Source organism: Micromonospora sp. NPDC049201, assembly GCF_055586805.1.
In genome coordinates, this window is record NZ_JBVJHM010000006.1 from 60,355 (window position 1) to 81,986 (window position 21,632).

The following is a 21,632-nucleotide window of genomic DNA, read 5'->3' on the forward strand; positions in this document are numbered from 1 at the left end:
CACTACTGTCGGCCCTGTCGCCCGCCCCGCGGTGATCGCGGGCGGTCAATTTGCCAGCGGCGGGACGGGAGCAGATGCCGATGAGCCACGCGCAGCGGCCACCAGGCCACCGGATCAGCGACTCGACCGCCGCGGACGTGGCCCGCGTCTGCGCGGACCTGGTCGACGTCGCCGACCTCGTCGACCCCGCCGGGCCGGAGGCGGAACCGCTCCTCAGCCGGTTGCGCGCCGACCGCGTCACCGAGGACGCGGTCCGCGAGGCGCTGGACGAGTTGGTGGATCTCCTGGGTCGGCACGGACTGACCGGTGTGCTCGGTGCCGCCCGCGGCGCCGAGCCGTTGCCGGACGTCTTCACCGGGCTGCCCGTGATCGGCCGCGGTCGACCCCTCGAAGAGGTGTACGTCTGCCCGGGCAACCTGTGTGACCGGGCGGAGATCCGGCGTCTCGGGATCCCGGCCGCGCCGTCGTGCGCGGTCTGGGCGCGTCCGCTCCGGTTGGATCGGCAGGACCGATGACCGCGTTCGTCACCTCGCTCGGGGGCAAACTCGCCGAACGGTGGTTGCAGGCCCTCCTGCTGCCCGGGGTGGTCTTCGTCTGCGCGGTGGCGGTGGCCGGCCGGCTCGGGCACGACCGGTGGTCGGACGTCGACGCGCTGGCCGCCGCCGTGGACCATCTCGGTGACGCGGTCACGGGACGCGGCAACGGCGCGGTCGCGCTCCTCGCCGTCGCGGTGGTGGCCGGCGCGGTGGCCGCCGCCGCGCTCGCGCAGGGGCTGGGGCGGGTGGTGACCTACGGCTGGACCGCCACCTGGGGCCCGATCGGGCGGCCCGTGGTGCGCCGCCGCCGACGCCGGTGGCGGGACGCGGTCACCCGGTACGAGGACGCGCTGACCGAGAAGGCACGCCGGCGGCGTGGCGTGCGCCCCTCGGATCCCCCGCCGGCGGTGCCGGACACGGCGGCGCTGGCCGCCGCCCGCGACCGGATCTCGCTTGTCGAACCGCGCCTGCCCACCTGGATGGGTGACCGGATGCACGCGGTGGACGAGCGGGTGCGGATCGCGTACGACCTGGATCTCGCCTCCGCGTGGCCCCGGCTCTGGCTGACCGTGCCGGACGAGGTCCGCGGCGCCCTCGCCCGGGCACAGGCCGAGTTCGCCGCCGCCGGCCGGCTGGCCGGTTGGGGCGGTCTCTATCTTCTTCTCGGCCTGTGGTGGTGGCCGGCGGCGGTGGTGGGCGCAGGGGCGTGGGTGGTGGGCTGGTGGCGCGGTCGGGCGTCGATGGGAAATCTCGCGCAGCTCGTCGAGGCCACCGTCGACCTGCACGCGTCGGCGCTGGCGGTCGCCCTGGGGCATCCGGTCGACGGGCGCTTCACGCCCGGCGACGGGGAGGTCGTGACGCGGATCCTGCGCAAGGGCACGTGACCGGGCTTCCCTGCCCGCTGGGCGGGCCGTACGGTGTCCGACGGAACTCCGGCGGGCCGGCCCCGCCGCCGACCGCGGAGGTCTTCCCGTGCGTGCCCGTAGTACCTGGCTGGCCGTCTCGGCCGCCCTGCTCGCCGCCGGCTGCGCCGACGACAGGTCCCCGGTGGCCGTGCCGGCGGCCCCGCCGCCGGTGGCCGAGGTCGCCGCCGCCTCCTCCGGCGGGGCGTGCCGGCTGCTCGACTTCGCGGTGATCGCCGAGCACACCGGCGGCACGTTCGACGTGGCCGCCGCCACCGACCAGGGCGACACCCACACCTGCGTGGTCCGTGCCCAGGGCGCGGTGCTGCCGGAGCTGACGCTCGCGGTGACGGACACGTCGATCGACGTGGCGACGTTCACCGCCGACGTGCAGCCCAGCGGGGCGACGAAGGTCACCAAGCTCGGCAAGATCGCTTACCGGCGGACGCTGCCGAGGACCGCGCACAGCGGCCCGGCCGCGGAGGTGGGCTGGCTGGCCGCCGAGGACCGGCTCGCCAGCCTGCGCTGGACCAGCCCCGAGGGGACCGCCGCGGCGGAGGCGGCGCAGGCGACCGGAAAGCTGGTCGCGCTGGCCAAGGTGATCGACACCCGGCAGTTGTGAGCCCAGCGGTGTGAGCCCAGCGGCCGGTCGGTGGGCCGTGATCCGGCCGGTCAGCGGGCCGCGACGAAGACGCGGGAGGCCACCTCGCGGGGCAGCCGCACCCGGTCGCCGGAACGGTCGATGGAGACGCCGTCGCGCTCCTGCGCCACGGTGACGGTCGCGCCCGGGTCGACGCCCGCCGCGTGCAACTGCCGGAGCACGTCCGCGTCGGTCTGCACGCTCTCGCAGATCCGCCGCACCACCACCGAGCCGGACAGGCCCGGGAAGGCCAGGTTCCGCTCGCTCTCGATCGTCTCGGCCGGCGGCTGGCCGGGGTCGCCCAGCTCCTCCAGCCCCGGGATCGGGTTGCCGTACGGCGACCGGGTCGGGCGGTTGAGCAGGTCGTAGACCCGCTTCTCCACCGCGTCGCTCATCACGTGCTCCCAGCGGCAGGCCTCCTCGTGGGCCTCCTCGTAGGGCATCCCGATCACGTTGACCAGCAGCAGCTCGGCCAGCCGGTGCTTGCGCATCACCGAGACCGCGGTGCCGCGGCCCAGCGCGGTGAGGGCCAGGTGCCGGTCGCCCTCGACGGTGAGCAGGCCGTCGCGCTCCATCCGGGCGACGGTCTGGCTGACGGTCGGGCCGCTCTGCCGCAGCCGCTCGGCGATGCGGGCGCGCAGCGGCGGCACACCCTCTTCCTCCAGCTCGAGGATGGTGCGCAGGTACATTTCGGTCGTATCGACCAGTGAGTGAGCGTTTATCTTTATCACCCGTAAGCGAGGAACGAACCGGAATCTCCAGTGTCTCACGAGCCGCCCCTGAGCTGCCAACACCACGACCGGCCCCGGCCCGGAGCGGGCGGTGCGGGTCGGATCGGCGCCGGATGGTGTTGACTGGGCCGCATGTCCGGAACCGCAGAGTTGCTGGTCGAGCCGGACCGGCTCGCCGCCGAACTCGACCGCGCCGACCCGCCCGTCCTGCTCGACGTCCGCTGGCGGCTGACCGGACCGCCCGGCCGCGCCGACTACGCCGCCGGCCACCTGCCCGGCGCCGTCTTCGTCGACCTGGACACCGAGCTGTGCGGGCGTCCGGGCGCCGCCGGGCGGCACCCGCTGCCCGACCCCGCCGCGTTGCAGGCCGCGCTGCGGGCGGCCGGCGTCCGCGCCGGTCACCCCGTGGTGGTGTACGACGGCGGCGACGGGATGTCCGCCGCCCGGGCCTGGTGGACGCTGCGCTGGGCGGGGCACCGGCCGGTGCGGGTGCTGCACGGCGGCTTCCCGGCCTGGGCCGCCGCCGGCCTGCCGGTGGACACCGCGACGCCCGAGCCCACGCCCGGCGACGTGACCGTCACCCCGGGCGCGTTGCCGGTGCTCGACGCCGGGCAGGCCGCCCGGCTCGCCGCCGCCGAGGACGCGGTGCTGCTCGACGTGCGGGCCGCGCCGCGCTACCGGGGCGAGAACGAGCCGGTGGATCCGGTCGCCGGGCACGTTCCCGGCGCGGTGAACCTGCCCGCCCCGGAGTACGTGACCCAGGGCCGGTTCCCGGCCGCGGAGGCGCTGCGCGCGCGGTTCGCCGAGGCGGGGGTGCGCGGGGACGCGCCGGTCGGGGCGTACTGCGGCTCCGGGGTGACCGCCGCGCAGACGGTGCTGGCGCTGCACCTGGCCGGCCGGCCGGACGCGGCGCTGTACGTGGGCTCGTGGAGCGGCTGGGTGGCCGACCCGGACCGTCCGGTGGCGACCGGTGGCGCCACCGGTCAGTGAGTGCGCAGTTGGTGGGCGCGTCCGCGCGCACGTGCGACGATGGCCGCATGGCCGACGACACGGTGGTGGTGTGGGACTCCGCCCTCCTCGCCTACGACATGGGGGACCACCCCCTCGACCCGGTCCGCGTCGAGCTGACCATGGCGCTCGCCCGCGAGCTGGGCGTGCTCGACCGACCGGGCGTGCGCCTGGTCAGGCCGGAGCCGGCCGACGACGCGCTCCTCACCCGGGTGCACGATCCGGCCTATCTGGACGCGGTCCGGGCCGCGCCGCGTGACCCGCTCTTCGCCGGCTTCGGGCTCGGCACCTCGGACAATCCGGTCTTCGACGGGATGCACGAGTCCAGCGCGCTGATCGCCGGCGCCACCGTGGCCGCCGCCGAGGCGGTCTGGCGGGGCGAGGCGCGGCGCGCGGTGAACGTGGCCGGCGGCCTGCACCACGCCATGCCGGCCCGGGCGGCCGGCTTCTGCGTCTACAACGATCCGGCGGTGGCCATCGCCCGCCTGCTCGACCTGGGCGCGGAACGGATCGCGTACGTCGACGTGGACGTGCACCACGGCGACGGGGTGCAGGAGATGTTCTACCGGGACCCGCGGGTGCTCACGGTCAGCCTGCACGAGACCCCGCTGGCGCTCTTCCCCGGCACCGGTTTCCCGGACGAGACCGGCGGGCCCGGCGCGGAGGGCAGCGCGGTCAACGTGCCGTTGCCGCCGGGGGTCGGCGACGCCGGCTGGCAGCGCGCGTTCCACGCGGTGGTGCCGTCGGTGCTGCGCGCGTTCCGGCCGCAGGTGCTCGTCACCCAGTGCGGGGCGGATGGGCACCGAGCCGACCCGCTGGCCGACCTGCACCTGTCCGTGGACGGGCAGCGGGCCACCTACCGGGCGTTGCGGGCGCTCGCCGACGAGCTGTGCGAGGGCCGCTGGGTGGCCACCGGCGGCGGCGGGTACGCGTTGGTCGAGGTGGTGCCCCGGGCCTGGACGCACCTGCTCGCGGTGGCCACCGGTGAGCCGCTGGACCCGGCCACGCTCACCCCGCCGGGCTGGCGGGAGCTGGCCGCGCGCCGGCGGCCCGGGCACGACATCCCGCTGCGGATGACCGACGACGTCGATCCGGAGTTCCAGCCCTGGCAGCCCAGCGGCGAGCCGAACGCGGTGGACCGGGCGGTCGCGGCCACCCGCAAGGCCGTCTTCCCGCTGCTCGGCCTCGACCCGTACGATCCGCGCGACTGAGCGGCGGTGGGGAGGACCGACCGGTGACCACAGTCGAACAACCGGTGGACGTGCTGCTCAGCGACGGCACGACCGTCCAGCTGCGGCAGATCCGCCCGGACGACGCGGCGGCGATCGTGGCGATGCACGCCCGGTTCTCCGAGCGCACCCGCTACCTGCGCTACTTCTCGCCGTATCCGCGCATCCCGGAGCGGGACCTGAAGCGGTTCGTCACGGTGGACCACCGCGACCGGGAGGCGTTCGTGGTGCTGGCCGGCGAGCGGATCGTGGCCGTCGGCCGGTACGAGCGGCTCGGTCCCGCCTCGCCGGAGGCCGAGGTGGCGTTCGTGGTGGAGGACGCCTACCAGGGGCGGGGCATCGGCTCGGTGCTGCTGGAGCACCTCGCGGACGCGGCCGGCCGGCACGGCATCGGGCACTTCGTCGCCGAGGTGCTGCCGGCGAACGGGACGATGCTGCGGGTCTTCGCCGACTTCGGTTACCAGGTGCAGCGCCAGTACGCCGACGGCGTGGTGCACCTGAGCTTCCCGATCGCGGCCACCGAGGCGACGCTCGCGGTGCAGCGTGGCCGGGAGCACCGCACCGAGGCGCGGTCCATCGCCCGGCTGCTCGCCCCGCGCGGCATCGCCGTCTACGGCGCCAGTACCACCGGCCAGGGCGTCGGCGCGGCGCTGCTCGGGCACCTGCGGGACGGTGGGTTCACCGGCGCGCTCGTCCCGGTGCACCCGAGCGCGGCGACGGTGGCCGGGCTGCCGGCGTACCGGTCGGCGGCCGACGCCGGTCTCGACGTCGACCTGGCCGTGGTGGTGGTCGCGCCGGACGCGGTGCACGACGTGGTGCGGGACGCCGCCCACGCGGGCGCGCACGGGCTGGTGGTGATCTCGGCCGGGTTCGCCGAGGCCGGCCCGGCCGGGGCGGCGGCGCAGCGGGCCCTGGTCCGGGCCGCGCACCTGGCCGGCATGCGGGTGGTCGGCCCGAACTGCCTCGGCGTCGCCAACACCGACCCGGCGGTACGCATGAACGCCACGCTCGCGCCGGCGTTGCCGGCGCCCGGGCGGGTGGGCGTGTTCAGCCAGTCCGGCGCGTTCGGGGTGGCGTTGCTGGCCGAGGCGTCCCGGCGCGGGCTCGGCGTGTCGAGTTTCGTCTCGGCCGGCAACCGGGCCGACGTGTCCGGCAACGACCTGTTGCAGTACTGGCAGGACGACCCGGGCACCGACGTGATCACGCTCTACCTGGAGACGTTCGGCAATCCGCGCAAGTTCGCCCGGTTGGCCCGGCACATCGGCCGGAGCAAGCCGGTGGTGGCGCTGGCGTCGCTGGCCCGGTCGCCCGGGGTGGGCGAGGCGCCGGCGCTGGACGCCGCCGCGGTGAGCGCGCTGTTCGCGCAGTCCGGCGTGCTCCGGGTGGACACGGTCGCGGAGCTGCTCGACGTGGGTGTGCTGCTGGCCCACCAGCCGCTGCCGGCCGGACGGCGGGTCGCCGTGGTCGGCAACTCGTCGGCGTTGACCGGGCTGGCCGCGACCGCCGGCGCCGGGCAGGGGCTGACCGTCGTCGACGGGTACCCGCACGACGTCGGGCCGACCGGCGGCGCGGCCGCGTACGCCGCCGCGCTCGCCGCTGCGGCGGCGGACGACCGGGTGGACGCCGTGGTGGCGGTGTTCGCGCCGCCGCTGCCCGGTCAGCTCACCGATCCGGAGGCGGACTTCGCGGCGGCGCTGCCGGACGCGCGGGCCACCGGCAAGCCGGTGGTGGCGACGTTCCTCGCCGGGCGGGCGCCGACCGGGGTGCCGACGTACCCGAGCGTGGAGGAGGCGGTGCGGGCGCTGGCCCGGGTCGCCCGGTACGCGGACTGGCTGCGTCGGCCGCCGGGCGTGCTGCCCGAGCTGGCCCGGGTCGACCGGGCGGCCGGGCAGGCGGCGTGGGGCCCGGACGGTGCGGATCCGGCGACGCTGCTCGCCGCGTACGGGATCGACGTGGTGGCGTCCGTGCCGGCCGGTTCGGCCGAGGAGGCGGTGGCGGCGGGGGAGCGGCTCGGCTGGCCGGTGGCGCTCAAGGCGGCCGCCCCGGGGCTGCGCCACCGCCTGGACCTGGGCGCGGTCCGGCTCGACCTGGCCGACGCCGGGGCGGTGCGCCGCGCGTACGCCGAGATGGCTTCGGGGTTCGGCGCGGAGGTGCTGGTGCAGCCGATGGTGCCGCCGGGTGTGGCGTGCGTGGTGGAGTTGGTGGAGGATCCGGCGTTCGGCCCGGTGGTCGGGTTCGGGTTGGGCGGGGTGGCGACCGAACTGCTCGGCGACCGGGCCTGGCGGGCGGTGCCGCTGACCGACCGGGACGCCGCCGAGCTGGTCGACGAGCCGCGCGCCGCGCCGCTGCTGCACGGGCACCGGGGTGCCGCCCCGGTGGACCGGGCGGCGCTCGTCGACCTGCTGCTGCGGGTCGGGCGGCTGGCCGACGAGCAGCCCCGGGTACGCGCGCTGCGGCTCAACCCGGTGCTCGCCCGTCCGGACGGCATCTCCGTGCTGCACGCCACCATCCGCACCGGCCCAGATTCACCGCGCCCCGACACCGGCCCCCGCCGCCTGTAAGGACGGGCCCCCTGTTAACGCCTCCGGTAGAGAAGGGGCCCCTTCTCACCGGGGATCACGCGCGACAGGCCCCGGCGAACCGCCGGGGCCTGTCGGGGCTTGGTGCTCGGTCAGCAGGCGTACGCCTCCAGCCGGTTCGCCCGCTCCGGGTCGCGCAGCTTGAGCAGCGTCACCTTCTCGATCTGCCGGATCCGCTCCCGGGACAGCCCGAACTCGCGGCCCACCTCGTCCAGGGTGCGCTGCCGGCCGTCGTCCAGGCCGAAGCGCAGCCGGATCACGGCCTGCTCCCGCTGGGAGAGGGTGGCCAGCACGATCCGCACCTCGTTGCGCAGCTCGCCGTTGGCGGCGGCGTCGCCCGGCTCGGTACGCGGGTCGACGGCGGCGACGAAGTCCCCGAGCGCGCTCTCGCCGTCCTCGCCGACCGCCTGGTCCAGGCTCACCGGCTCCCGGTCGAACGAGATCAGCTCGATCACCTGGTACTCGGGGACCTCCAGCGCGGTGGCGACCTCGGCGACGGTGGGCTCGCGACCCAGCGTCACGGACAGCTCGCGGCGCACCCGGACCATCCGGTTGACCTGCTCGACCATGTGCACCGGGATGCGGATGGTGCGGGCCTGGTCGGCCATCGCGCGGGTGATGGCCTGGCGGATCCACCAGGTGGCGTACGTGGAGAACTTGAAGCCCTTGGTGTAGTCGAACTTCTCGACCGCGCGGATGAGGCCGAGGTTGCCCTCCTGGATCAGGTCGAGGAAGGCCATCCCGCGCCCGGTGTAGCGCTTGGCGATGCTCACCACCAGGCGGAGGTTCGCCTCCAGCAGGTGGTCCTTGGCGGCGCGTCCCTCGGCCGCGACCAGCGCCAGGTCCGCGCGCAGCTCGGCGGAGACCGGCGTGCAGGTGGCGAGCTTCTCCTCGGCGAAGAGGCCGGCCTCGATCCGCCTGCTCAGCTCGACCTCCTGCGCCGCGGTGAGCAGCTTGGTGCGGCCGATGCCGTTCAGGTAGGCCCGGACCAGGTCGGTGGAGACGCCGCGGTCGTCGGTGGCGTCCAGGTCCGTGAGGGTGACGTCCATGTCCTGGTGCTCGATCATCTGCTGGGTCATCTCTGTCTCTCCCCGTGTCCTACGTGCCGTACCGGCCCGTGCCGCCGGCGCGGTGGGGGCCGGTGACAAACAGCTTCGCAACCGGGGCGTGAGACGGGAGTGAGGCGATCGGGGACCCGACACGAATCCGGGGGGAACGTGGGTGTCGCTTGTCCCGTCCGGCTACCGTGCCAGCGAACCGGCCGGCAGGGCCGGGGAGGAACCGGCGATCGGAGAACTCAGGTGGTCTTCAAGCGGCTCATGCAGGCGATGGGGGTGGGCGGGCCGTCGGTGCAGACGGTGCTGGCCAACCCGAACTGCCGTCCCGGCGGTCAGCTGGAGGGCCGGGTCCAGGTGGTCGGCGGCGACCACCCGGTGGACGTGAGCTGGATCTCGCTCGGCCTGCTCACCCGGGTGGAGGTGGAGAGCGGCGACTCGGAGTACAACACCAACCAGGAGTTCGGCCGGCTCCAGCTCACCGGCGCGTTCCAATTGGCGCCGGGGCAGCGCCACGACGTGCCGTTCCGCTTCCAGGTGCCCTGGGAGACGCCGCTGACCGACCTGTACGGCCAGCACCTGCACGGCATGACCATGGGGCTGCGGACCGAGCTGGAGGTGGCCCGGGCGGTGGACTCCGGTGACCTGGACGCGGTCGCGGTGCACCCGCTGCCGGCCCAGGAGCGGCTGCTGGAGGCGCTGCTGCGGTTGGGCTTCCGGTTCGCCCGCGCCGACGTCGAGCGGGGCCACATCTACGGCGTACGCCAGCAGTTGCCGTTCTACCAGGAGATCGAGTTCTATCCGGCGCCGCAGTACGCTGGCGCGATGAACCAGCTCGAGGTCACCTTCGTCACCGACCCGCAGCAGGTGCAGGTGGTGCTGGAGATGGACAAGCGGGGCGGCCTGTTCACCGAGGGCCGGGACGCGTTCGGCCGGTTCACCGTCGATCACGCCACGGCGGACCGCACCGACTGGGCCGCCCAGCTCGACGGCTGGCTCCGCCAGTCGTTGTCCCGGCGGGGCCTGTTCTTCTAGGCGGCGACGCGGGCGCTCACAGGTCCAGCAGGAGCGAGCGGGGGCCGACGTTCACGCTCTCCACCAGCATGTGGGTGCGGAACCGACCGGTCGCCACCGTCGCGCCGCGGGCGCGCAGCTCCTCGACCACGGCGTCGACGAGCGGCTCGGCGACGTCCGCCGGGGCAGCGGCGGTCCAGCTCGGCCGCCGGCCCTTGCGGGCGTCGCCGTAGAGCGTGAACTGACTGACCACGAGCAGCGGCGCCCCGGTGTCCGCGGCGCTGCGCTCGTCGTCCAGGATGCGCAGCTCGTGCAGCTTGCGGGCCATGGTGGCGGCCACCTGCCGGGTGTCGGCGTGGGTGACGCCGACCAGCACCAGCAGCCCGTCGGTGATCTCGCCGACCACCGCGCCGTCGACCGTGACGGAGGCCCGGGCGACGGTCTGCACCAGCGCCCGCATCAGTCCGTCACCGGCTCGACGAGACCGCGCTCGACCAGGTGCGCCACGATCGGCCCGGCCGCCTCGGCCAGCTCGTCCGGAGCCACGTCGTGCGCGGCGGCGAGCAGGGCGAGCTGGTCGCGCAGCGGCAGCCGGCCGTCCGCGCCGCCGACCAGGGCGAGCACCAGCGGGTCGATCTCCTCGGACCAGCGCAGTCCGCGCGGCGCGGCGAGGATCTGCCGGTCCACCGCCCAGCCGTCGTCGCCCATGGTGGCCTCCTGGCGGAGCTGGAGCCCGTCGGCGGCGCGGTAGCGGGCGGCCAGCACCCCGTCGGTGTCCCGGGCGCGCAGCCAGTCCTGCCTGTCGAACCATTCGGCGATCCGGTCGCCGAGCGGCGGTTCGACCCGCTGGCGCAGGTCCTCGACCCGGACGATCGGCTGGTCGTGGCCGGCCCGGCGCAGCGACACGAGGCCGAAGCCGATCGCCTCCACCTTGTGCGCGTCGAACCAGTCCAGCCAGGCTTCCATCCGCTGCGGGTCGGCGCTCTCCCCGACGTCGGTGAGCCAGAGGTTGACGTACGCCATCGGGTCGGCCACCTCGCGCTGGATGACCCAGGCGTCCAGCCCGGTGCCGGCGAACCAGCCGGTGACCCGGTCGGCCCAGTCCTCGCCGGTGACGTGCACCCAGTTCGCCAGGTACTGCATGGTGCCGCCGTCGGTGAGCAGGTGCGGCGCGGCGGCGGCCAGTTCGGCGCCGATCGCGTCGCCGACCCGCCCGGAGTCGCGGTAGACGTGGGTGGTGGTGCCGGGGCCGACCACGAACGGCGGGTTGCTGACCACCAGGTCGAAGCGGCGTCCGGCGACCGGGGCGACCAGGTCGCCGCGGAGCAGCTCCCAGTCCTGCCCGTTGAGCGCGGCGGTGGTGGCGGCGAAGCGCAGCGCCCGCTCCGAGACGTCGGTGGCGGTGACCCGGCGGGCGTGGGTGCCCAGGTGCAGCGCCTGGACGCCGGAGCCGGTGCCGAGGTCCAGCGCGGTCTCCACCGGGCGGCGTACGGCGGCGCCGATCAGCGTCTGGGTGGCCCCGCCGATGCCCAGCACGTGCTCGGCGTGCAGCGGCCGGCCGGGTCGGGCGCTGGCCGGCACGTCGGCGAGCACCCACCAGTCGTCGGCGTACGGCTCCAGGTCGACGCCGGCGCGCAGGCCGTCGCCGTGCCGCTCGACGATGCCGCCGGCGAGCGCCTCGTCCACGGTCAGTGGCGCCAACGCGGCGGCCACCACCGGCTCCGGCTCGGTGCGGTCGCAGATGAACACCCGGATCAGCGTGCCCAGCCGGTCGCGGTCCTCGGTGGCGCGCAGCGCGGCCCGGTAGTCGTTGCGGGCGACGCCGCCGGTGGCCTGCGAGCCGAGCCGCCCGGCGATGCCGTTGGCGGTGAAGTCGGCAAGCGTCAGCGCGGTGCGCAGCGCGTCGACCCCGGCGGGGGAGAGCAGCATGTCGTGACGGTCCACGTGGCCATCCTGCCCCGACCGCCGCCCGGCGCGGCGCGCACCCGCCGGATCCGGCCGGCAGACGGTATTACCCGGCAACTATCTCTTTTATGAGCATCGATGTGTGGTTAGCATTCCCGTCAACATCCGTCGATGGGCGGCCCGCCGGCCACGAACCGGCCCGCCCGGTAGGGAGCCAGACGATGCCCGACGTGTCCGTTCCCCGGCGTCGCGTGCTGCACGCGCTCGCCGTCACGGCCGCCGCCGCGGCCCTCACCGCCGCCGCCTCCACCCCGGCCCTCGCCGCGCCGACCGGTCAGGTCCGGTTCGCCGGCGCCGCCGACGCCGTCAGCGGCAGCTACCTGGTCGTGCTCAAGGGCGACGCGGTCGGCGCCGCGAACAGCCGCACCGCGCGTACCGCCGTGCCGGAGCGGGCCGCCGGCCTGGCGAAGCGCTACGGCGGCAGTGTCGCCACGGTGTGGAGCGCCGCGCTCACCGGCTACAACGCGAAGATGAGCATCGGACAGGCGCGCCGGCTGGCCGCCGACCCGGCCGTCGCGTACGTCGAGCAGGACCGCCGGGTGACCGTCCAGGGCACCCAGACCGGCGCCACCTGGGGGCTGGACCGCATCGACCAGCGCAGCCTGCCGCTCAACAGCACCTACACCTACCCGAACACCGCCACCAACGTGCGCGCGTACATCATCGACACCGGCATCCGGACCACGCACAGCCAGTTCGGCGGCCGGGCCACCTGGGGCACCAACACGGTGGACAGCAACAACACCGACTGCAACGGCCACGGTACGCACGTCGCCGGCACGGTCGGCGGCAGCACCTACGGCGTGGCCAAGGGCGTCCGCCTGATCGCGGTCAAGGTGCTCAACTGCTCCGGCAGCGGCAGCACCGCCGGCGTGGTCAACGGCGTCAACTGGGTCACCTCGAACGCGGTCAAGCCGGCCGTGGCGAACATGAGCCTCGGCGGCGGCGTCAGCACCACGCTGGACAACGCGGTGGCCAACTCGATCAGCTCCGGCATCACGTACGCGCTCGCCGCCGGCAACTCCAGCGCCAACGCCTGCAACTCCTCGCCGGCCCGGGTCGCCTCGGCGATCACGGTGGGCTCCACCACCAGCAGCGACGCGCGGTCGTCCTTCTCCAACTACGGCACCTGCGTGGACATCTTCGCGCCGGGCTCGTCGATCACGTCGGCGTGGCGCACCAGCGACACCTCGACCAACACCATCAGCGGCACCTCGATGGCGTCGCCGCACGTGGCAGGCGCGGCGGCGCTGGTGCTGTCGGCGAACCCGTCCTACACCCCGGCGCAGGTGGCCAGCTACCTGACCAGCAACGCCACCACCGGCAAGGTGACCAGCCCGGGCACGGGCTCGCCGAACCGGCTGCTCTTCGTCGTCAACTGACACCCGTCGGCTGACCGCGGCCCGGTGGATTCGAGTGGAGTCCACCGGGCCGCGTCGTGCCGTGTGTCGGAGAGTCGGCGGCGGGCGCGGCGGCCGGGGCGGCAGGATGGGGGCATGACGCTCTCCCTACCCATCGACCCGCAGGCCAACGAACTGCTGCGGCGCGACCCGCTGGCCCTGCTGCTCGGGATGGTGCTGGACCAGCAGGTGCCGATGGAGAAGGCGTTCTCCTCGCCGTACGTGCTGGCGCAGCGGCTCGGCCACGAGCCGGACGCCCGGGAGCTGGCCGGGTACGACCCGGACGCGCTGGTGGCGCTGTTCGCCGGGCCGCCGGCGCTGCACCGGTTCCCGAAGGCGATGGCGGCCCGGGTGCAGGAGGTCTGCCGGGCGCTCGTCGAGCGCTACGACGGCGACCCGGCGCGGCTCTGGTCGGAGGCGGCCGACGGCGCGGAGCTGCTGCGCCGGGTCGGCGAGCTGCCCGGCTTCGGCCGGCAGAAGGCGCAGATCTTCGTGGCGCTGCTCGGCAAGCGGTTCGGGATCGCCCCGGCGGGCTGGCGCGAGGCGGCCGGCGCCTACGGCGAGGCGGAGGCGTACCGGTCGGTCGCCGACGTGACCGATCCGGAGTCGCTGGGCCGGGTGCGCGAGTTCAAGCAGCGGATGAAGGCGGAGGCGAAGGCCGCGAAGGGCTGACGCGTGAGCGAGCAGCGGGGCGGGGGGCTGCTGCGCACCAGGTCCAGCCCTGGACGGGCGACCTTCCTGGAACTCTTCTTCGACCTGGTGTTCGTGTTCGCGCTGACCCGGGTGTCGCAGCGCCTGGTGGCCGACGTCGACAGCGGGCACCTGGCGGCCGGCGTCGGCCGGACGCTGCTGCTCTTCCTGGTGCTGTGGCACGTCTGGACCATCACCACCTGGGTGACCAGCCGGTACGAGCCGGAGCGGGTGGTCATCCAGGCGGTCGTGGTCGGTGTGATGTTCGGCAGCCTGGTGCTCGGGGTGACGCTCCCCCGCGCGCTGGAGGAGCGGGCGTGGACGTTCGCGCTCGCGTACGTGGTGATGATGGTCGCGCGTCCGCTGGTGCTGTTGGTGGCGCTGCGCGGGCATCCGCGGCGAATGGTGCCGGTGCGGCTGGTCGGCTGGGCCGTGGCGACCACCCCGCTCTGGCTGGCCGGCGCGCTGGTGCCCGACCTGCGCCTGCCGCTGTGGGTGGTCGCGCTGGCGGTGGACTACCTGGGCACGTTCCTGGGGTGGCCGCTGCCCCGGCTCGGTTCGTCCCGCATCCGGAGCTGGCTGGTCGCCGGGGAGCACCTGGCCGAGCGCTACCAGCAGATCTTCCTCATCGCGCTCGGCGAGTCGATCCTGGTGATCGGCGTGTCCTACAGCGGGGAGCAGTTCTCCGGGCGGTCGGCCGCCGCGTTCGCGCTGGCGTTCCTGGTCACCGCGTTGCTCTGGCGGATCTACTTCCACCGGGCCGGGCACCTGCTCGCGGAGGCGTTGCGGCTGGCCGGCACGCCCGGGCGGCTGGCTGAGTCGGCCGCCCAGACCCACCTGTTCATGGTGCTCGGGGTGCTCGTCTCGGCGGTCGGCTACGAACTGGTCATCGCCCACCCGTACGACGCGGCGGATGCCCGCTGGCTGGTCTTCGTGGTGGGCGGCCCGGCGCTGTTCCTGGCCGCCCGGTCCCGCTTCGAGTACGAGATCTTCGGCCGGGTGTCCCGCTCCCGGCTGGTCGGGCTGGCGGGCCTGCTGCTGCTCGCGCCGGTGCTGACGGCCGGCCCGGTCCTGCTGGCGCTCGCCGTGGTGGCCGGCATGCTGGTGCTTGTCGCGCTCGCCGACGTGTGGCACGCCCGGGGTGGGCCGCCGGAGTCGTCGGCATCGCCGGTCGGGCGGGAGGCGCTCGGCAGGGCCGGCCCCGAGGCGTGAACCGGGCCCGCGAGCCCGCGGTCGCGAGCCGAGGTGACGCGTGCGGGCTCAGGCGGCGGTCGGGCGGGACAGCGAGGCCAGCGCGCGGCGGACGTCGGCCAGCGAGACCGTGGCCGAGTCGTCCAGGTCGGCCAGGCCCGCCTCGATCCACTGCCGCATCAGCGTGGTCACCCCGATGCCACGCGCGTCGGCGGCGGCCCGGACCCGTTCGTACGTCTCCAGCGGCAGGCGTACCGACCGGCTGACCATCGGCACGTCGGTGTCGGGGGTGGGCAGTTGCGCCGGCGACGTCTCGTCGATCAGGTCGGCGAACGCGTCGCCGCCGGCGTGGAACCGCTTGGTCGCCTCGTCACGGTGCATGGTGACCGCCTCCTCGTCGGCGTGCCCTCCGCACCGCCTCGTCGTAGCGCTTGGCCTCGACGTCGCTCAGCTCGCGGGCGGAGAGGATGTCCCAGTCGTTGTCGGTGCCGTCTGCCTCGGCCAGCAGCACGGCGAGGCGCCGGCCGCGGTGGTCGGTGGCGTAGACCACCATCACGTCGTCGCCCAGGTGCCGGATGACCCGGCGGTTGCTGTGCAGGGCCTCCCAGACTTCCCCGGGTGTGACGTCGTAGACCCGCAGGTTCGCCAGCGCCTCGTCGGTGAAGCTGAACCGGTTGGCCACGAGCGGAGCGTACCACGCACGTAACACGTCACCGGATTGTCGCCGATCACCTGTCCCGAGTGACAGGATGGGCGGTATCCCCTCGTAGGAGGTCCGTGGTGAAGCGTCAGGCCTACCAGCCGATCCTGATCACCGACGCCCGGCGCAGCCAGGACGACCAGCTCAGCAGCCGGCAGAAACGCTATGTGCTGATGATGGGCATCCGGGTCGCCTGCATCGTCGTGGGTGCCGTCCTGGTCGGCGTCAAGGCCCCGCTGCTCTGGCTGTGGCTGCCGCTGTGCGCGCTCGGCATGGTGCTCATCCCGTGGCTCGCGGTGCTGCTGGCGAACGACCGCCCGCCCAAGGAGGAGCACCGGCTGGCCAACCGGTTCCAGCCCCGGGGCCGCGACGAGACCCCGCCGATGGCGCTCGCCGCCGAGGAACGCCCGCACAAGGTCATCGACGCCGAGCCCTGACCGGTCGCGACCACGCTCCGTGACGCCGGACCGGAGAGTTCGCCGACAAACCGATATGCCTCTCAGGCATAAATATGACCAGAAGGCATATCGGCGTCAGGCACACCCGGCCCGGCACGCCGGGCCCGGAAACCGATCACCGCGCGCCGGCCCGGCCGCCGCCCGCCGGCCGCCCAAGCAGCCGCCCGTTGTGCGTCCGGCCGCCCGTCACGCGCCCGGCCGGGCGCCGACCGTGGTCACGGCCAGGGCGCCGAGGTCGCCGGCCCGGGCCAGCGCCGCCCGGGGGTCGGCCCCGGCCAGCCAGGCGGTGAGCAGGCCGGCCGCGAACGCGTCCCCGGCGCCGGTGACGTCCACCACGGCCACCCCGGGCGCCGGGGCCGTCTCCACCCGGCCGCCGCGCTCCACCCAGACCGCCCCGGCCGCGCCGCGCTTCACCACCACCCGGTGCGCCACCGAGGTCAGCGCCCGGCCCTGCGCCGCCGGATCCAGGCCACCGGCCAGCACGGTCGCCTCGTCCGTGTTGACAAGCAGCAGGTCGACGTCGCGTACCCAGGTCAGGAACGCCCCGCCGACGCGCCGCAGCGGCGCCGCGGAGGCCGCGTCGACGCTGACCGTCAGCCCGCGCTCGCGGGCGACGGCCAACGCGCGCAGCCCGGCGCCGCGCGACCCGACGTCCAACAGGGTGTACGCGGACAGGTGCAGATGCCCGACGTCGGGCGCCGCCGCCAGGGCGGCCTCGACGTGCCGCGCGGTCAGCCGCAGGTTCGCGCCGCGCTGACTGACCATGGTGCGCTCCCCGCCGTGGGTGAGCACGATCACCGTGCCGGTCGGGTAGCCCTCGTGCCGCTCGACCGCGCAGTCCACCCCGATCCGGGTCAGCTCGGCGACCCGGTCCCGGCCGGTCTCGTCGTCGCCCACGGCGGCCACCAGCGTCACGGCCGCGCCCTGGCCGGCGAGCCAGGCCGCGGTGTTGGCCGCCTGCCCACCGCCGCTGAACCGGATCCCGGCCGCGGTGTCCGAGCCGGTCGCGAGCGGCCCGGACAGCATCGCGACCACGTCCGTGATCACGTCGCCGACGACGGCGATGCCGGGTCCCCCGCTCGTACCGGGCCGACCAGGCATGCCCGCACGGCCCTCGCTGCGCTCGGTGCGTTCGCTCATGCGGTGCTGGTTGGGCATGTGCTCATGGCCCTCGCTGCGCTCGGTGCGTTCGCTCATGCGGTGCTGGTTGGGCATGTGCTCATGGCCCTCGCTGCGCTCGGTGCGTTCGCTCATGCGGTGCTGGTTGGGCATGTGCTCATGGCCCTCGCTGCGCTCGGTGCGTTCGCTCATGCCGGGCCGGCGGCGGGTCGGGTCGCCGCGGCGACCGCGATGCGCGCCGCCAGGTCGGCGTTGCGCAGGATGATCCGGACGTTCACCGCCAGGCTGGCGCCCTCGGTGGCGGCGTGGAAGTGGGCCAGCAGGAACGGGGTCACCGCCTTGCCGGTGATCCCCTCCCGGGCCAGCGCCGCCAACCCGTCGGCGAGCGTGCGGTCGTGCAGCGCCGGGTCGAGCTGCTCGTCGGCCGGCAGCGGGTTGGCCACGATCAGCCCGCCGGTGTGCACACCCTGTTCGGCGCGGGCGGCCAGCACGTCGGCCACCCGCTCCGGCGAGTCCACCGACCAGTCCAGGTCGAAGCCGGCGTCGGTGAGGTAGAAGCCGGGGAACCGGCGGGTGCGATAGCCCACCACGCCCACCCCCAGCGTCTCCAGCCGCTCCAGCGTGGCGCCCACGTCCAGGATCGACTTCACGCCGGCGCAGACCACCGCGATCGGCGTGCGGGCCAACGTGACCAGGTCCGCCGACTCGTCGAACGTGTGTGCCGCCTCCCGGTGCACCCCGCCCAGCCCGCCGGTGGCGAACACACCGATCCCGGCCGCCGCCGCCACCGCGCTGGTGGCCGCCACCGTGGTGGCGCCGTCCGCGCCGGTCGCCGCCGCCGGCGCCAGGTCGCGGACCGAGAGCTTGCTCACGCCGTCGACCGTGGCGAGCCTGGTGAGTTGGGCGTCGTCGAGCCCGACCCGCAGCTCGCCGCCGACCATGCCGATGGTGGCCGGGACCGCGCCCGCGTCCCGGACCGCCTGCTCGATCTGCCGCGCCACGCGCAGGTTGTCCGGCCGGGGGAGACCGTGCGACACGATGGTGCTCTCCAGCGCCACGACCGGCCGCCCGGCGCGCAGGGCGTCGGCCACCTCACCGCCGAGACTGATGCGAAAGTTGGTCACTTCCGTTACGGTACGGGCCGCCCGCCGGAGGGCCGTGGTGGACCCGACCCGGCCGGCCTGCAAAACTGGGAAGCCGGAGGTGGGGACGTGAGCACTGAGATTCTGGAGCGCCCGGAGCAGAAGGAGGCCGACACCGGCCCCGAGATGTTCCACTACGTGCGCAAAGACAAGATCGCCGAGAGCGCGGTCATGGGCACGTACGTCATCGCGTTGTGCGGGGAGACCTTCCCGGTGACCAAGGCCGCCAAGCCCGGTTCACCTGTCTGCCCGAAGTGCAAGGAGATCTACGAGTCCTGGGGCGAGTGATCGCGGGCGGCTCCGCCGCCCGCCCACGTAACCTGCGCCGGTGACCACCTCCACCGCCCTGCTCCTCGCCGACCTCACCGGCGTGGCGGTCTTCGCCGCCTCCGGCGCCTCCGCGGCGGTGGCCAAACGGCTCGACCTGTTCGGGGTGGTCTTCGTCGGTGTGGTCGCCGCCCTCGGCGGCGGCATCTTCCGTGACCTGGTCATCGACGAGGTGCCCCCGCTGGCGTTCGCCGACTGGCGGTACGCGGTCACCGCGGCCGTCACCGCCGCCGCCGTGTTCCGGCTGCACCCGCAGCTCGCCCGGCTGCGCACCACCGTGCTGGTGCTGGACGCCGCCGGGCTGGCCCTGTTCACCGTCACCGGCACGCTCAAGGCGCTCGACGCGCATGTGCCGGCCGTCGGCGCCTGCATGATCGGCATGCTCACCGCGATCGGCGGCGGGCTGGGCCGGGACCTGCTCACCGGCGAGATCCCGGTGGTGCTGCGCCGGGAGATCTACGCGGTGGCCGCGCTCGCCGGCTCGATCGCGGTGACGGTGCTGTCGACGTACGGGCAGGCCACCACCGGGCCGCTGACCGGTGCCGCGGTCTTCGTCTTCGGGCTGCGGCTGATCTCGCTGCGCCGGCGCTGGTCCGCCCCGGTGCCGATGACGCGCCCGCCCCGCACCGGCGCCCGGGGACCCCTGCCCTGAGCCGTCCCGCCCGGGTGGGCGGATGTGGCCAGCGTGGCGTCGGGTGGGGCGGCCCGGGCCCGCTGGTTATGCTGAGTCGGCCTTCGCGGCACGGACGCGCGAGGGCGTTTTCATGGGCGGCGGCCCCCGTGGCCCCGGTCGGGCCCGTCGCCGTCCGCGGCGGAGAGGAGCTACCCGTGCCACCGCGGTTGCCGGCGCTCGACACGTTCCCACCACTGCGTTCCTGGCAACGCAAGGCGATGGTGGAATACCTGCGCCGCCGGGCCGAGGACTTCACCGCGGTCGCCACCCCCGGCGCCGGAAAGACCACCTTCGCCCTGCGGATCGCCGCCGAGCTGCTCGCCGACGGCACCGTCGAGGCGGTCACCGTGGTCGCGCCGACGGAGCACCTGAAGACCCAGTGGGCGGAGGCCGCGGCCCGGGTCGGCATCCAGCTCGACGCCGCGTTCCGCAACGCCGACCTGCACTCCGCCGCCGACTTCCACGGCGCGGTGGTCACGTACGCCCAGGTCGGCATGGCGCCGCAGGTGCACCGGCGACGCACCATGACCCGGCGGACGCTGGTCATCCTCGACGAGATCCACCACGCCGGCGACGCCCGCACCTGGGGCGACGGCGTCAAGGCGGCGTTCGAACCCGCGGTACGCCGGCTGATGCTCACCGGCACACCGTTCCGCTCCGACGACAACCCGATCCCGTTCATCAGCTACGAGCGCGGCGGGGACGGGCTGCTGCGCTCCCGCGCCGACTCGGTCTACGGCTACGCCGACGCGCTGCGCGACGGCGTGGTCCGGCCGGTGCTGTTCCTGGCCTACTCCGGGGAGACCCGGTGGCGCACCAACGCCGGCGACGAGCTGGCCGCCCGGCTGGGCGAGCCGATGACGCAGGACCTGATCGCGCAGGCGTGGCGTACCGCGCTGGACCCGGCCGGCGACTGGATGCCGCAGGTGCTGCGCGCCGCCGACGCCCGACTGAGCACGCTGCGCGCCAACGGCATGCCCGACGCTGGCGGCCTGGTCATCGCCACCGACCAGCAGGTCGCCCGCGCGTACGCCAAGCTGCTGGAGCAGGTGACCGGTGAGAAGGCCGCCGTGGTGCTCTCCGACGACCAGGGCGCGTCCGCGCGGATCGCGACGTTCGCGGCCTCCGAGCAGCGCTGGCTGGTCGCGGTGCGGATGGTGTCCGAGGGCGTGGACATCCCCCGACTGGCCGTCGGCGTGTACGCGACGAGCGCCAGCACCGCGCTCTACTTCGCGCAGGCGATCGGCCGTTTCGTCCGGGCCCGCCGACCGGGCGAGACCGCCTCGGTCTTCCTGCCCAGCGTGCCGCACCTGCTCGGGCTGGCCAGCGAGATGGAGATCGAGCGGGACCACGTGCTCGGCAAGCCCAAGGACTCCGACGGCTTCGACGACGACCTACTGGAGCGCGCCCAACGCGACGACGGGGCCAGCGGCGAGCTGGAGAAGCGGTTCGCGGCGCTCTCCGCCACCGCCGAACTGGACCAGGTGATCTTCGACGGCGCGTCGTTCGGCACCGCCGCCCAGGCCGGCACGCCGGAGGAGGAGGAATACCTCGGCCTCCCCGGCCTGCTCACCGCCGACCAGGTCTCGCTGCTGCTGACCAAGCGGCAGGCCGACCAGCTCGCCGCGCAGAAGCGCCGGGCGGCCCAGCGGGCCGCTGAGCCAGCCGCTGCGGCCCCGGCGGCGGCGCCCCCACCGATGAGCGCGGCCCAGCGTCGGGTGGCGCTACGGCGGCAACTGAACGCCCTGGTGGCCGCTCGGCACCATCGCACCGGCCAGCCGCACGGCAAGATCCACGCCGAGCTGCGCCGGCTCTGCGGCGGCCCGCCCAGCGCCCAGGCGACGATCGAGCAGCTCGAGGAGCGCATCGCCACCGTGCAGACGTTGTGACAGAAACCGGCCGGAGGCACCTCGTGCGGTGCCTCCGGCCGGTTATGTCGAGTTACTCGTTGTCTGTCGGACTCAGTTCGCCATGAGATCGGTGCCGCGCCAACTGAACTCCGGGTCCGTCGCGTACCGCACGGTGATCTTCACGAGATCCTCCGCGTACTTGTTCGCGTGGTGCCCACAGAACACCAGCTCACTCCCACCCGAGAGGGTGATCCGGAGCTTGCCGGCAGCATTACAGCGGTCGCACCGTTCATCGGCGGCCGGGGGGCTCACCGTCTCGGGCGGCGGCGTGAGGGTCGGGGTCATCGCCTTCCTCCTCTGGTCGTCACCGATGAACACACTCGTCGGTCGTTGCTCACCTATCCTGCAACACCCATCTCGGGC

General features: G+C 74.6%; 23 protein-coding genes. 14 read left to right on the forward strand and 9 right to left on the reverse strand.

Annotation, left to right across the window (positions count from 1 at the left end; genetic code table 11):
* Positions 1-80 precede the first annotated feature (80 nt).
* From ACZ6O5_RS14410 to ACZ6O5_RS14420, 3 genes are all read left to right on the forward strand, one after another.
* Positions 81-515: a hypothetical protein gene (locus ACZ6O5_RS14410; protein ID WP_465977326.1), complete on the forward strand. Its 435-nt coding sequence runs from the start codon at positions 81-83 to the stop codon at positions 513-515.
* Positions 512-1,420 (forward strand): hypothetical protein, encoded by a 909-nt coding sequence (locus tag ACZ6O5_RS14415; protein ID WP_465977328.1) that lies wholly within the window; start codon positions 512-514, stop codon positions 1,418-1,420. Before ACZ6O5_RS14410 ends, ACZ6O5_RS14415 begins: the two co-directional genes overlap by 4 nt.
* 88 nt (positions 1,421-1,508) lie before the next feature.
* Complete coding sequence (locus ACZ6O5_RS14420) at positions 1,509-2,060, forward strand: hypothetical protein (RefSeq protein WP_465977330.1); 552 nt, start codon at positions 1,509-1,511, stop codon at positions 2,058-2,060.
* A gap of 50 nt (positions 2,061-2,110) precedes the next feature.
* Here ACZ6O5_RS14420 and ACZ6O5_RS14425 read toward each other — a convergent pair whose 3' ends face one another.
* A complete protein-coding gene (locus ACZ6O5_RS14425; RefSeq protein WP_465977332.1) occupies positions 2,111-2,809 on the reverse strand; it encodes a metal-dependent transcriptional regulator in 699 nt (232 codons plus the stop codon).
* A gap of 132 nt (positions 2,810-2,941) precedes the next feature.
* Here ACZ6O5_RS14425 and ACZ6O5_RS14430 point away from each other — a divergent pair, with 132 nt between their 5' ends.
* The 3 genes from ACZ6O5_RS14430 to ACZ6O5_RS14440 are packed head-to-tail and all read left to right on the forward strand — an operon-like array spanning position 2,942 to position 7,607.
* A complete protein-coding gene (locus ACZ6O5_RS14430; RefSeq protein ID WP_465977334.1) occupies positions 2,942-3,799 on the forward strand; it encodes a sulfurtransferase in 858 nt (285 codons plus the stop codon).
* Between the two features lie 47 nt (positions 3,800-3,846).
* The gene (locus ACZ6O5_RS14435) at positions 3,847-5,028 is read left to right on the forward strand and encodes an acetoin utilization protein AcuC (RefSeq protein ID WP_465977336.1); all 1,182 of its coding nucleotides are present in this window, start codon (positions 3,847-3,849) and stop codon (positions 5,026-5,028) included.
* Positions 5,025-7,607 (forward strand): bifunctional acetate--CoA ligase family protein/GNAT family N-acetyltransferase, encoded by a 2,583-nt coding sequence (locus tag ACZ6O5_RS14440; RefSeq protein WP_465977868.1) that lies wholly within the window; start codon positions 5,025-5,027, stop codon positions 7,605-7,607. Before ACZ6O5_RS14435 ends, ACZ6O5_RS14440 begins: the two co-directional genes overlap by 4 nt.
* Positions 7,608-7,717: 110 nt before the next feature.
* On the opposite strand, the gene sigB is transcribed toward ACZ6O5_RS14440, so the two are convergent.
* A complete protein-coding gene (sigB, locus tag ACZ6O5_RS14445; RefSeq protein ID WP_465977338.1) occupies positions 7,718-8,704 on the reverse strand; it encodes an RNA polymerase sigma factor SigB in 987 nt (328 codons plus the stop codon).
* Positions 8,705-8,926: 222 nt separating this feature from the next.
* Here sigB and ACZ6O5_RS14450 point away from each other — a divergent pair, with 222 nt between their 5' ends.
* Positions 8,927-9,715 (forward strand): sporulation protein, encoded by a 789-nt coding sequence (locus tag ACZ6O5_RS14450; protein WP_396776071.1) that lies wholly within the window; start codon positions 8,927-8,929, stop codon positions 9,713-9,715.
* Positions 9,716-9,731: 16 nt separating this feature from the next.
* Here ACZ6O5_RS14450 and dtd read toward each other — a convergent pair whose 3' ends face one another.
* The gene (gene dtd / locus ACZ6O5_RS14455) at positions 9,732-10,154 is read right to left on the reverse strand and encodes a D-aminoacyl-tRNA deacylase (RefSeq protein WP_281935358.1); all 423 of its coding nucleotides are present in this window, start codon (positions 10,152-10,154) and stop codon (positions 9,732-9,734) included.
* Positions 10,154-11,638 (reverse strand): DUF7782 domain-containing protein, encoded by a 1,485-nt coding sequence (locus ACZ6O5_RS14460; protein ID WP_465977341.1) that lies wholly within the window; start codon positions 11,636-11,638, stop codon positions 10,154-10,156. The genes dtd and ACZ6O5_RS14460 overlap by 1 nt, the downstream gene beginning before the upstream one ends.
* Before the next feature lie 182 nt (positions 11,639-11,820).
* On the opposite strand from ACZ6O5_RS14460, the gene ACZ6O5_RS14465 reads away from it, so the two are divergent.
* The 3 genes from ACZ6O5_RS14465 to ACZ6O5_RS14475 all read left to right on the forward strand — a co-directional run bounded on the left by ACZ6O5_RS14465 (position 11,821) and on the right by ACZ6O5_RS14475 (position 14,961).
* On the forward strand, positions 11,821-13,041 hold the full coding sequence (locus ACZ6O5_RS14465; protein WP_465977343.1) for a S8 family peptidase: 1,221 nt from the start codon (positions 11,821-11,823) through the stop codon (positions 13,039-13,041).
* Positions 13,042-13,155: 114 nt separating this feature from the next.
* On the forward strand, positions 13,156-13,731 hold the full coding sequence (locus ACZ6O5_RS14470; protein WP_465977345.1) for an HhH-GPD-type base excision DNA repair protein: 576 nt from the start codon (positions 13,156-13,158) through the stop codon (positions 13,729-13,731).
* Between the two features lie 3 nt (positions 13,732-13,734).
* Positions 13,735-14,961 carry a low temperature requirement protein A gene (locus ACZ6O5_RS14475; protein ID WP_465977347.1) on the forward strand — a complete coding sequence of 409 codons (1,227 nt, stop codon included), beginning with the start codon at positions 13,735-13,737 and terminating at the stop codon, positions 14,959-14,961.
* 48 nt (positions 14,962-15,009) lie between these two features.
* Here ACZ6O5_RS14475 and ACZ6O5_RS14480 read toward each other — a convergent pair whose 3' ends face one another.
* On the reverse strand, positions 15,010-15,321 hold the full coding sequence (locus tag ACZ6O5_RS14480; RefSeq protein ID WP_107159166.1) for a hypothetical protein: 312 nt from the start codon (positions 15,319-15,321) through the stop codon (positions 15,010-15,012).
* Positions 15,311-15,622: a hypothetical protein gene (locus tag ACZ6O5_RS14485; protein ID WP_233219766.1), complete on the reverse strand. Its 312-nt coding sequence runs from the start codon at positions 15,620-15,622 to the stop codon at positions 15,311-15,313. The genes ACZ6O5_RS14480 and ACZ6O5_RS14485 overlap by 11 nt, the downstream gene beginning before the upstream one ends.
* A gap of 98 nt (positions 15,623-15,720) precedes the next feature.
* On the opposite strand from ACZ6O5_RS14485, the gene ACZ6O5_RS14490 reads away from it, so the two are divergent.
* The gene (locus tag ACZ6O5_RS14490; RefSeq protein WP_281935345.1) at positions 15,721-16,077 is read left to right on the forward strand and encodes a DUF3099 domain-containing protein; all 357 of its coding nucleotides are present in this window, start codon (positions 15,721-15,723) and stop codon (positions 16,075-16,077) included.
* 207 nt (positions 16,078-16,284) lie between these two features.
* Here the strand turns inward: ACZ6O5_RS14490 and ACZ6O5_RS14495 are convergent, their stop codons facing one another.
* The gene (locus ACZ6O5_RS14495) at positions 16,285-17,199 is read right to left on the reverse strand and encodes a carbohydrate kinase family protein (RefSeq protein WP_465977870.1); all 915 of its coding nucleotides are present in this window, start codon (positions 17,197-17,199) and stop codon (positions 16,285-16,287) included.
* Between the two features lie 206 nt (positions 17,200-17,405).
* A complete protein-coding gene (locus tag ACZ6O5_RS14500) occupies positions 17,406-18,341 on the reverse strand; it encodes a pseudouridine-5'-phosphate glycosidase (RefSeq protein WP_357296772.1) in 936 nt (311 codons plus the stop codon).
* 87 nt (positions 18,342-18,428) lie between these two features.
* Between ACZ6O5_RS14500 and ACZ6O5_RS14505 the strand changes: the two genes are divergently transcribed.
* From ACZ6O5_RS14505 to ACZ6O5_RS14515, 3 genes are all read left to right on the forward strand, one after another.
* Positions 18,429-18,647 carry a DUF3039 domain-containing protein gene (locus ACZ6O5_RS14505; RefSeq protein ID WP_107159174.1) on the forward strand — a complete coding sequence of 73 codons (219 nt, stop codon included), beginning with the start codon at positions 18,429-18,431 and terminating at the stop codon, positions 18,645-18,647.
* 40 nt (positions 18,648-18,687) lie between these two features.
* Entirely contained in the window at positions 18,688-19,338 is a 651-nt protein-coding gene (locus tag ACZ6O5_RS14510) for a trimeric intracellular cation channel family protein (protein ID WP_405093007.1), read from the forward strand.
* Between the two features lie 176 nt (positions 19,339-19,514).
* Positions 19,515-21,248 carry a DEAD/DEAH box helicase gene (locus tag ACZ6O5_RS14515; RefSeq protein WP_425790703.1) on the forward strand — a complete coding sequence of 578 codons (1,734 nt, stop codon included), beginning with the start codon at positions 19,515-19,517 and terminating at the stop codon, positions 21,246-21,248.
* A gap of 72 nt (positions 21,249-21,320) precedes the next feature.
* Here ACZ6O5_RS14515 and ACZ6O5_RS14520 read toward each other — a convergent pair whose 3' ends face one another.
* Positions 21,321-21,554, reverse strand: a complete 234-nt coding sequence (locus ACZ6O5_RS14520) for a DUF7455 domain-containing protein (RefSeq protein WP_091070720.1) — start codon at positions 21,552-21,554, stop codon at positions 21,321-21,323.
* Positions 21,555-21,632 lie beyond the last annotated feature (78 nt).

What these genes read in the sequence shown, in the direction of transcription:
- ACZ6O5_RS14410 (WP_465977326.1), top strand. Translation starts at nt 81, where the DNA reads ATGAGCCACGCGCAGCGGCCACCAGGCCACCGGATCAGCGACTCGACC.
- ACZ6O5_RS14495 (WP_465977870.1), bottom strand. Translation starts at nt 17,199, where the DNA reads ATGCCTGGTCGGCCCGGTACGAGCGGGGGACCCGGCATCGCCGTCGTC.
- ACZ6O5_RS14480 (WP_107159166.1), bottom strand. Translation starts at nt 15,321, where the DNA reads ATGCACCGTGACGAGGCGACCAAGCGGTTCCACGCCGGCGGCGACGCG.
- ACZ6O5_RS14430 (WP_465977334.1), top strand. Translation starts at nt 2,942, where the DNA reads ATGTCCGGAACCGCAGAGTTGCTGGTCGAGCCGGACCGGCTCGCCGCC.
- sigB (WP_465977338.1), bottom strand. Translation starts at nt 8,704, where the DNA reads ATGACCCAGCAGATGATCGAGCACCAGGACATGGACGTCACCCTCACG.
- ACZ6O5_RS14465 (WP_465977343.1), top strand. Translation starts at nt 11,821, where the DNA reads ATGCCCGACGTGTCCGTTCCCCGGCGTCGCGTGCTGCACGCGCTCGCC.
- dtd (WP_281935358.1), bottom strand. Translation starts at nt 10,154, where the DNA reads ATGCGGGCGCTGGTGCAGACCGTCGCCCGGGCCTCCGTCACGGTCGAC.
- ACZ6O5_RS14470 (WP_465977345.1), top strand. Translation starts at nt 13,156, where the DNA reads ATGACGCTCTCCCTACCCATCGACCCGCAGGCCAACGAACTGCTGCGG.
- ACZ6O5_RS14415 (WP_465977328.1), top strand. Translation starts at nt 512, where the DNA reads ATGACCGCGTTCGTCACCTCGCTCGGGGGCAAACTCGCCGAACGGTGG.
- ACZ6O5_RS14520 (WP_091070720.1), bottom strand. Translation starts at nt 21,554, where the DNA reads ATGACCCCGACCCTCACGCCGCCGCCCGAGACGGTGAGCCCCCCGGCC.
- ACZ6O5_RS14435 (WP_465977336.1), top strand. Translation starts at nt 3,847, where the DNA reads ATGGCCGACGACACGGTGGTGGTGTGGGACTCCGCCCTCCTCGCCTAC.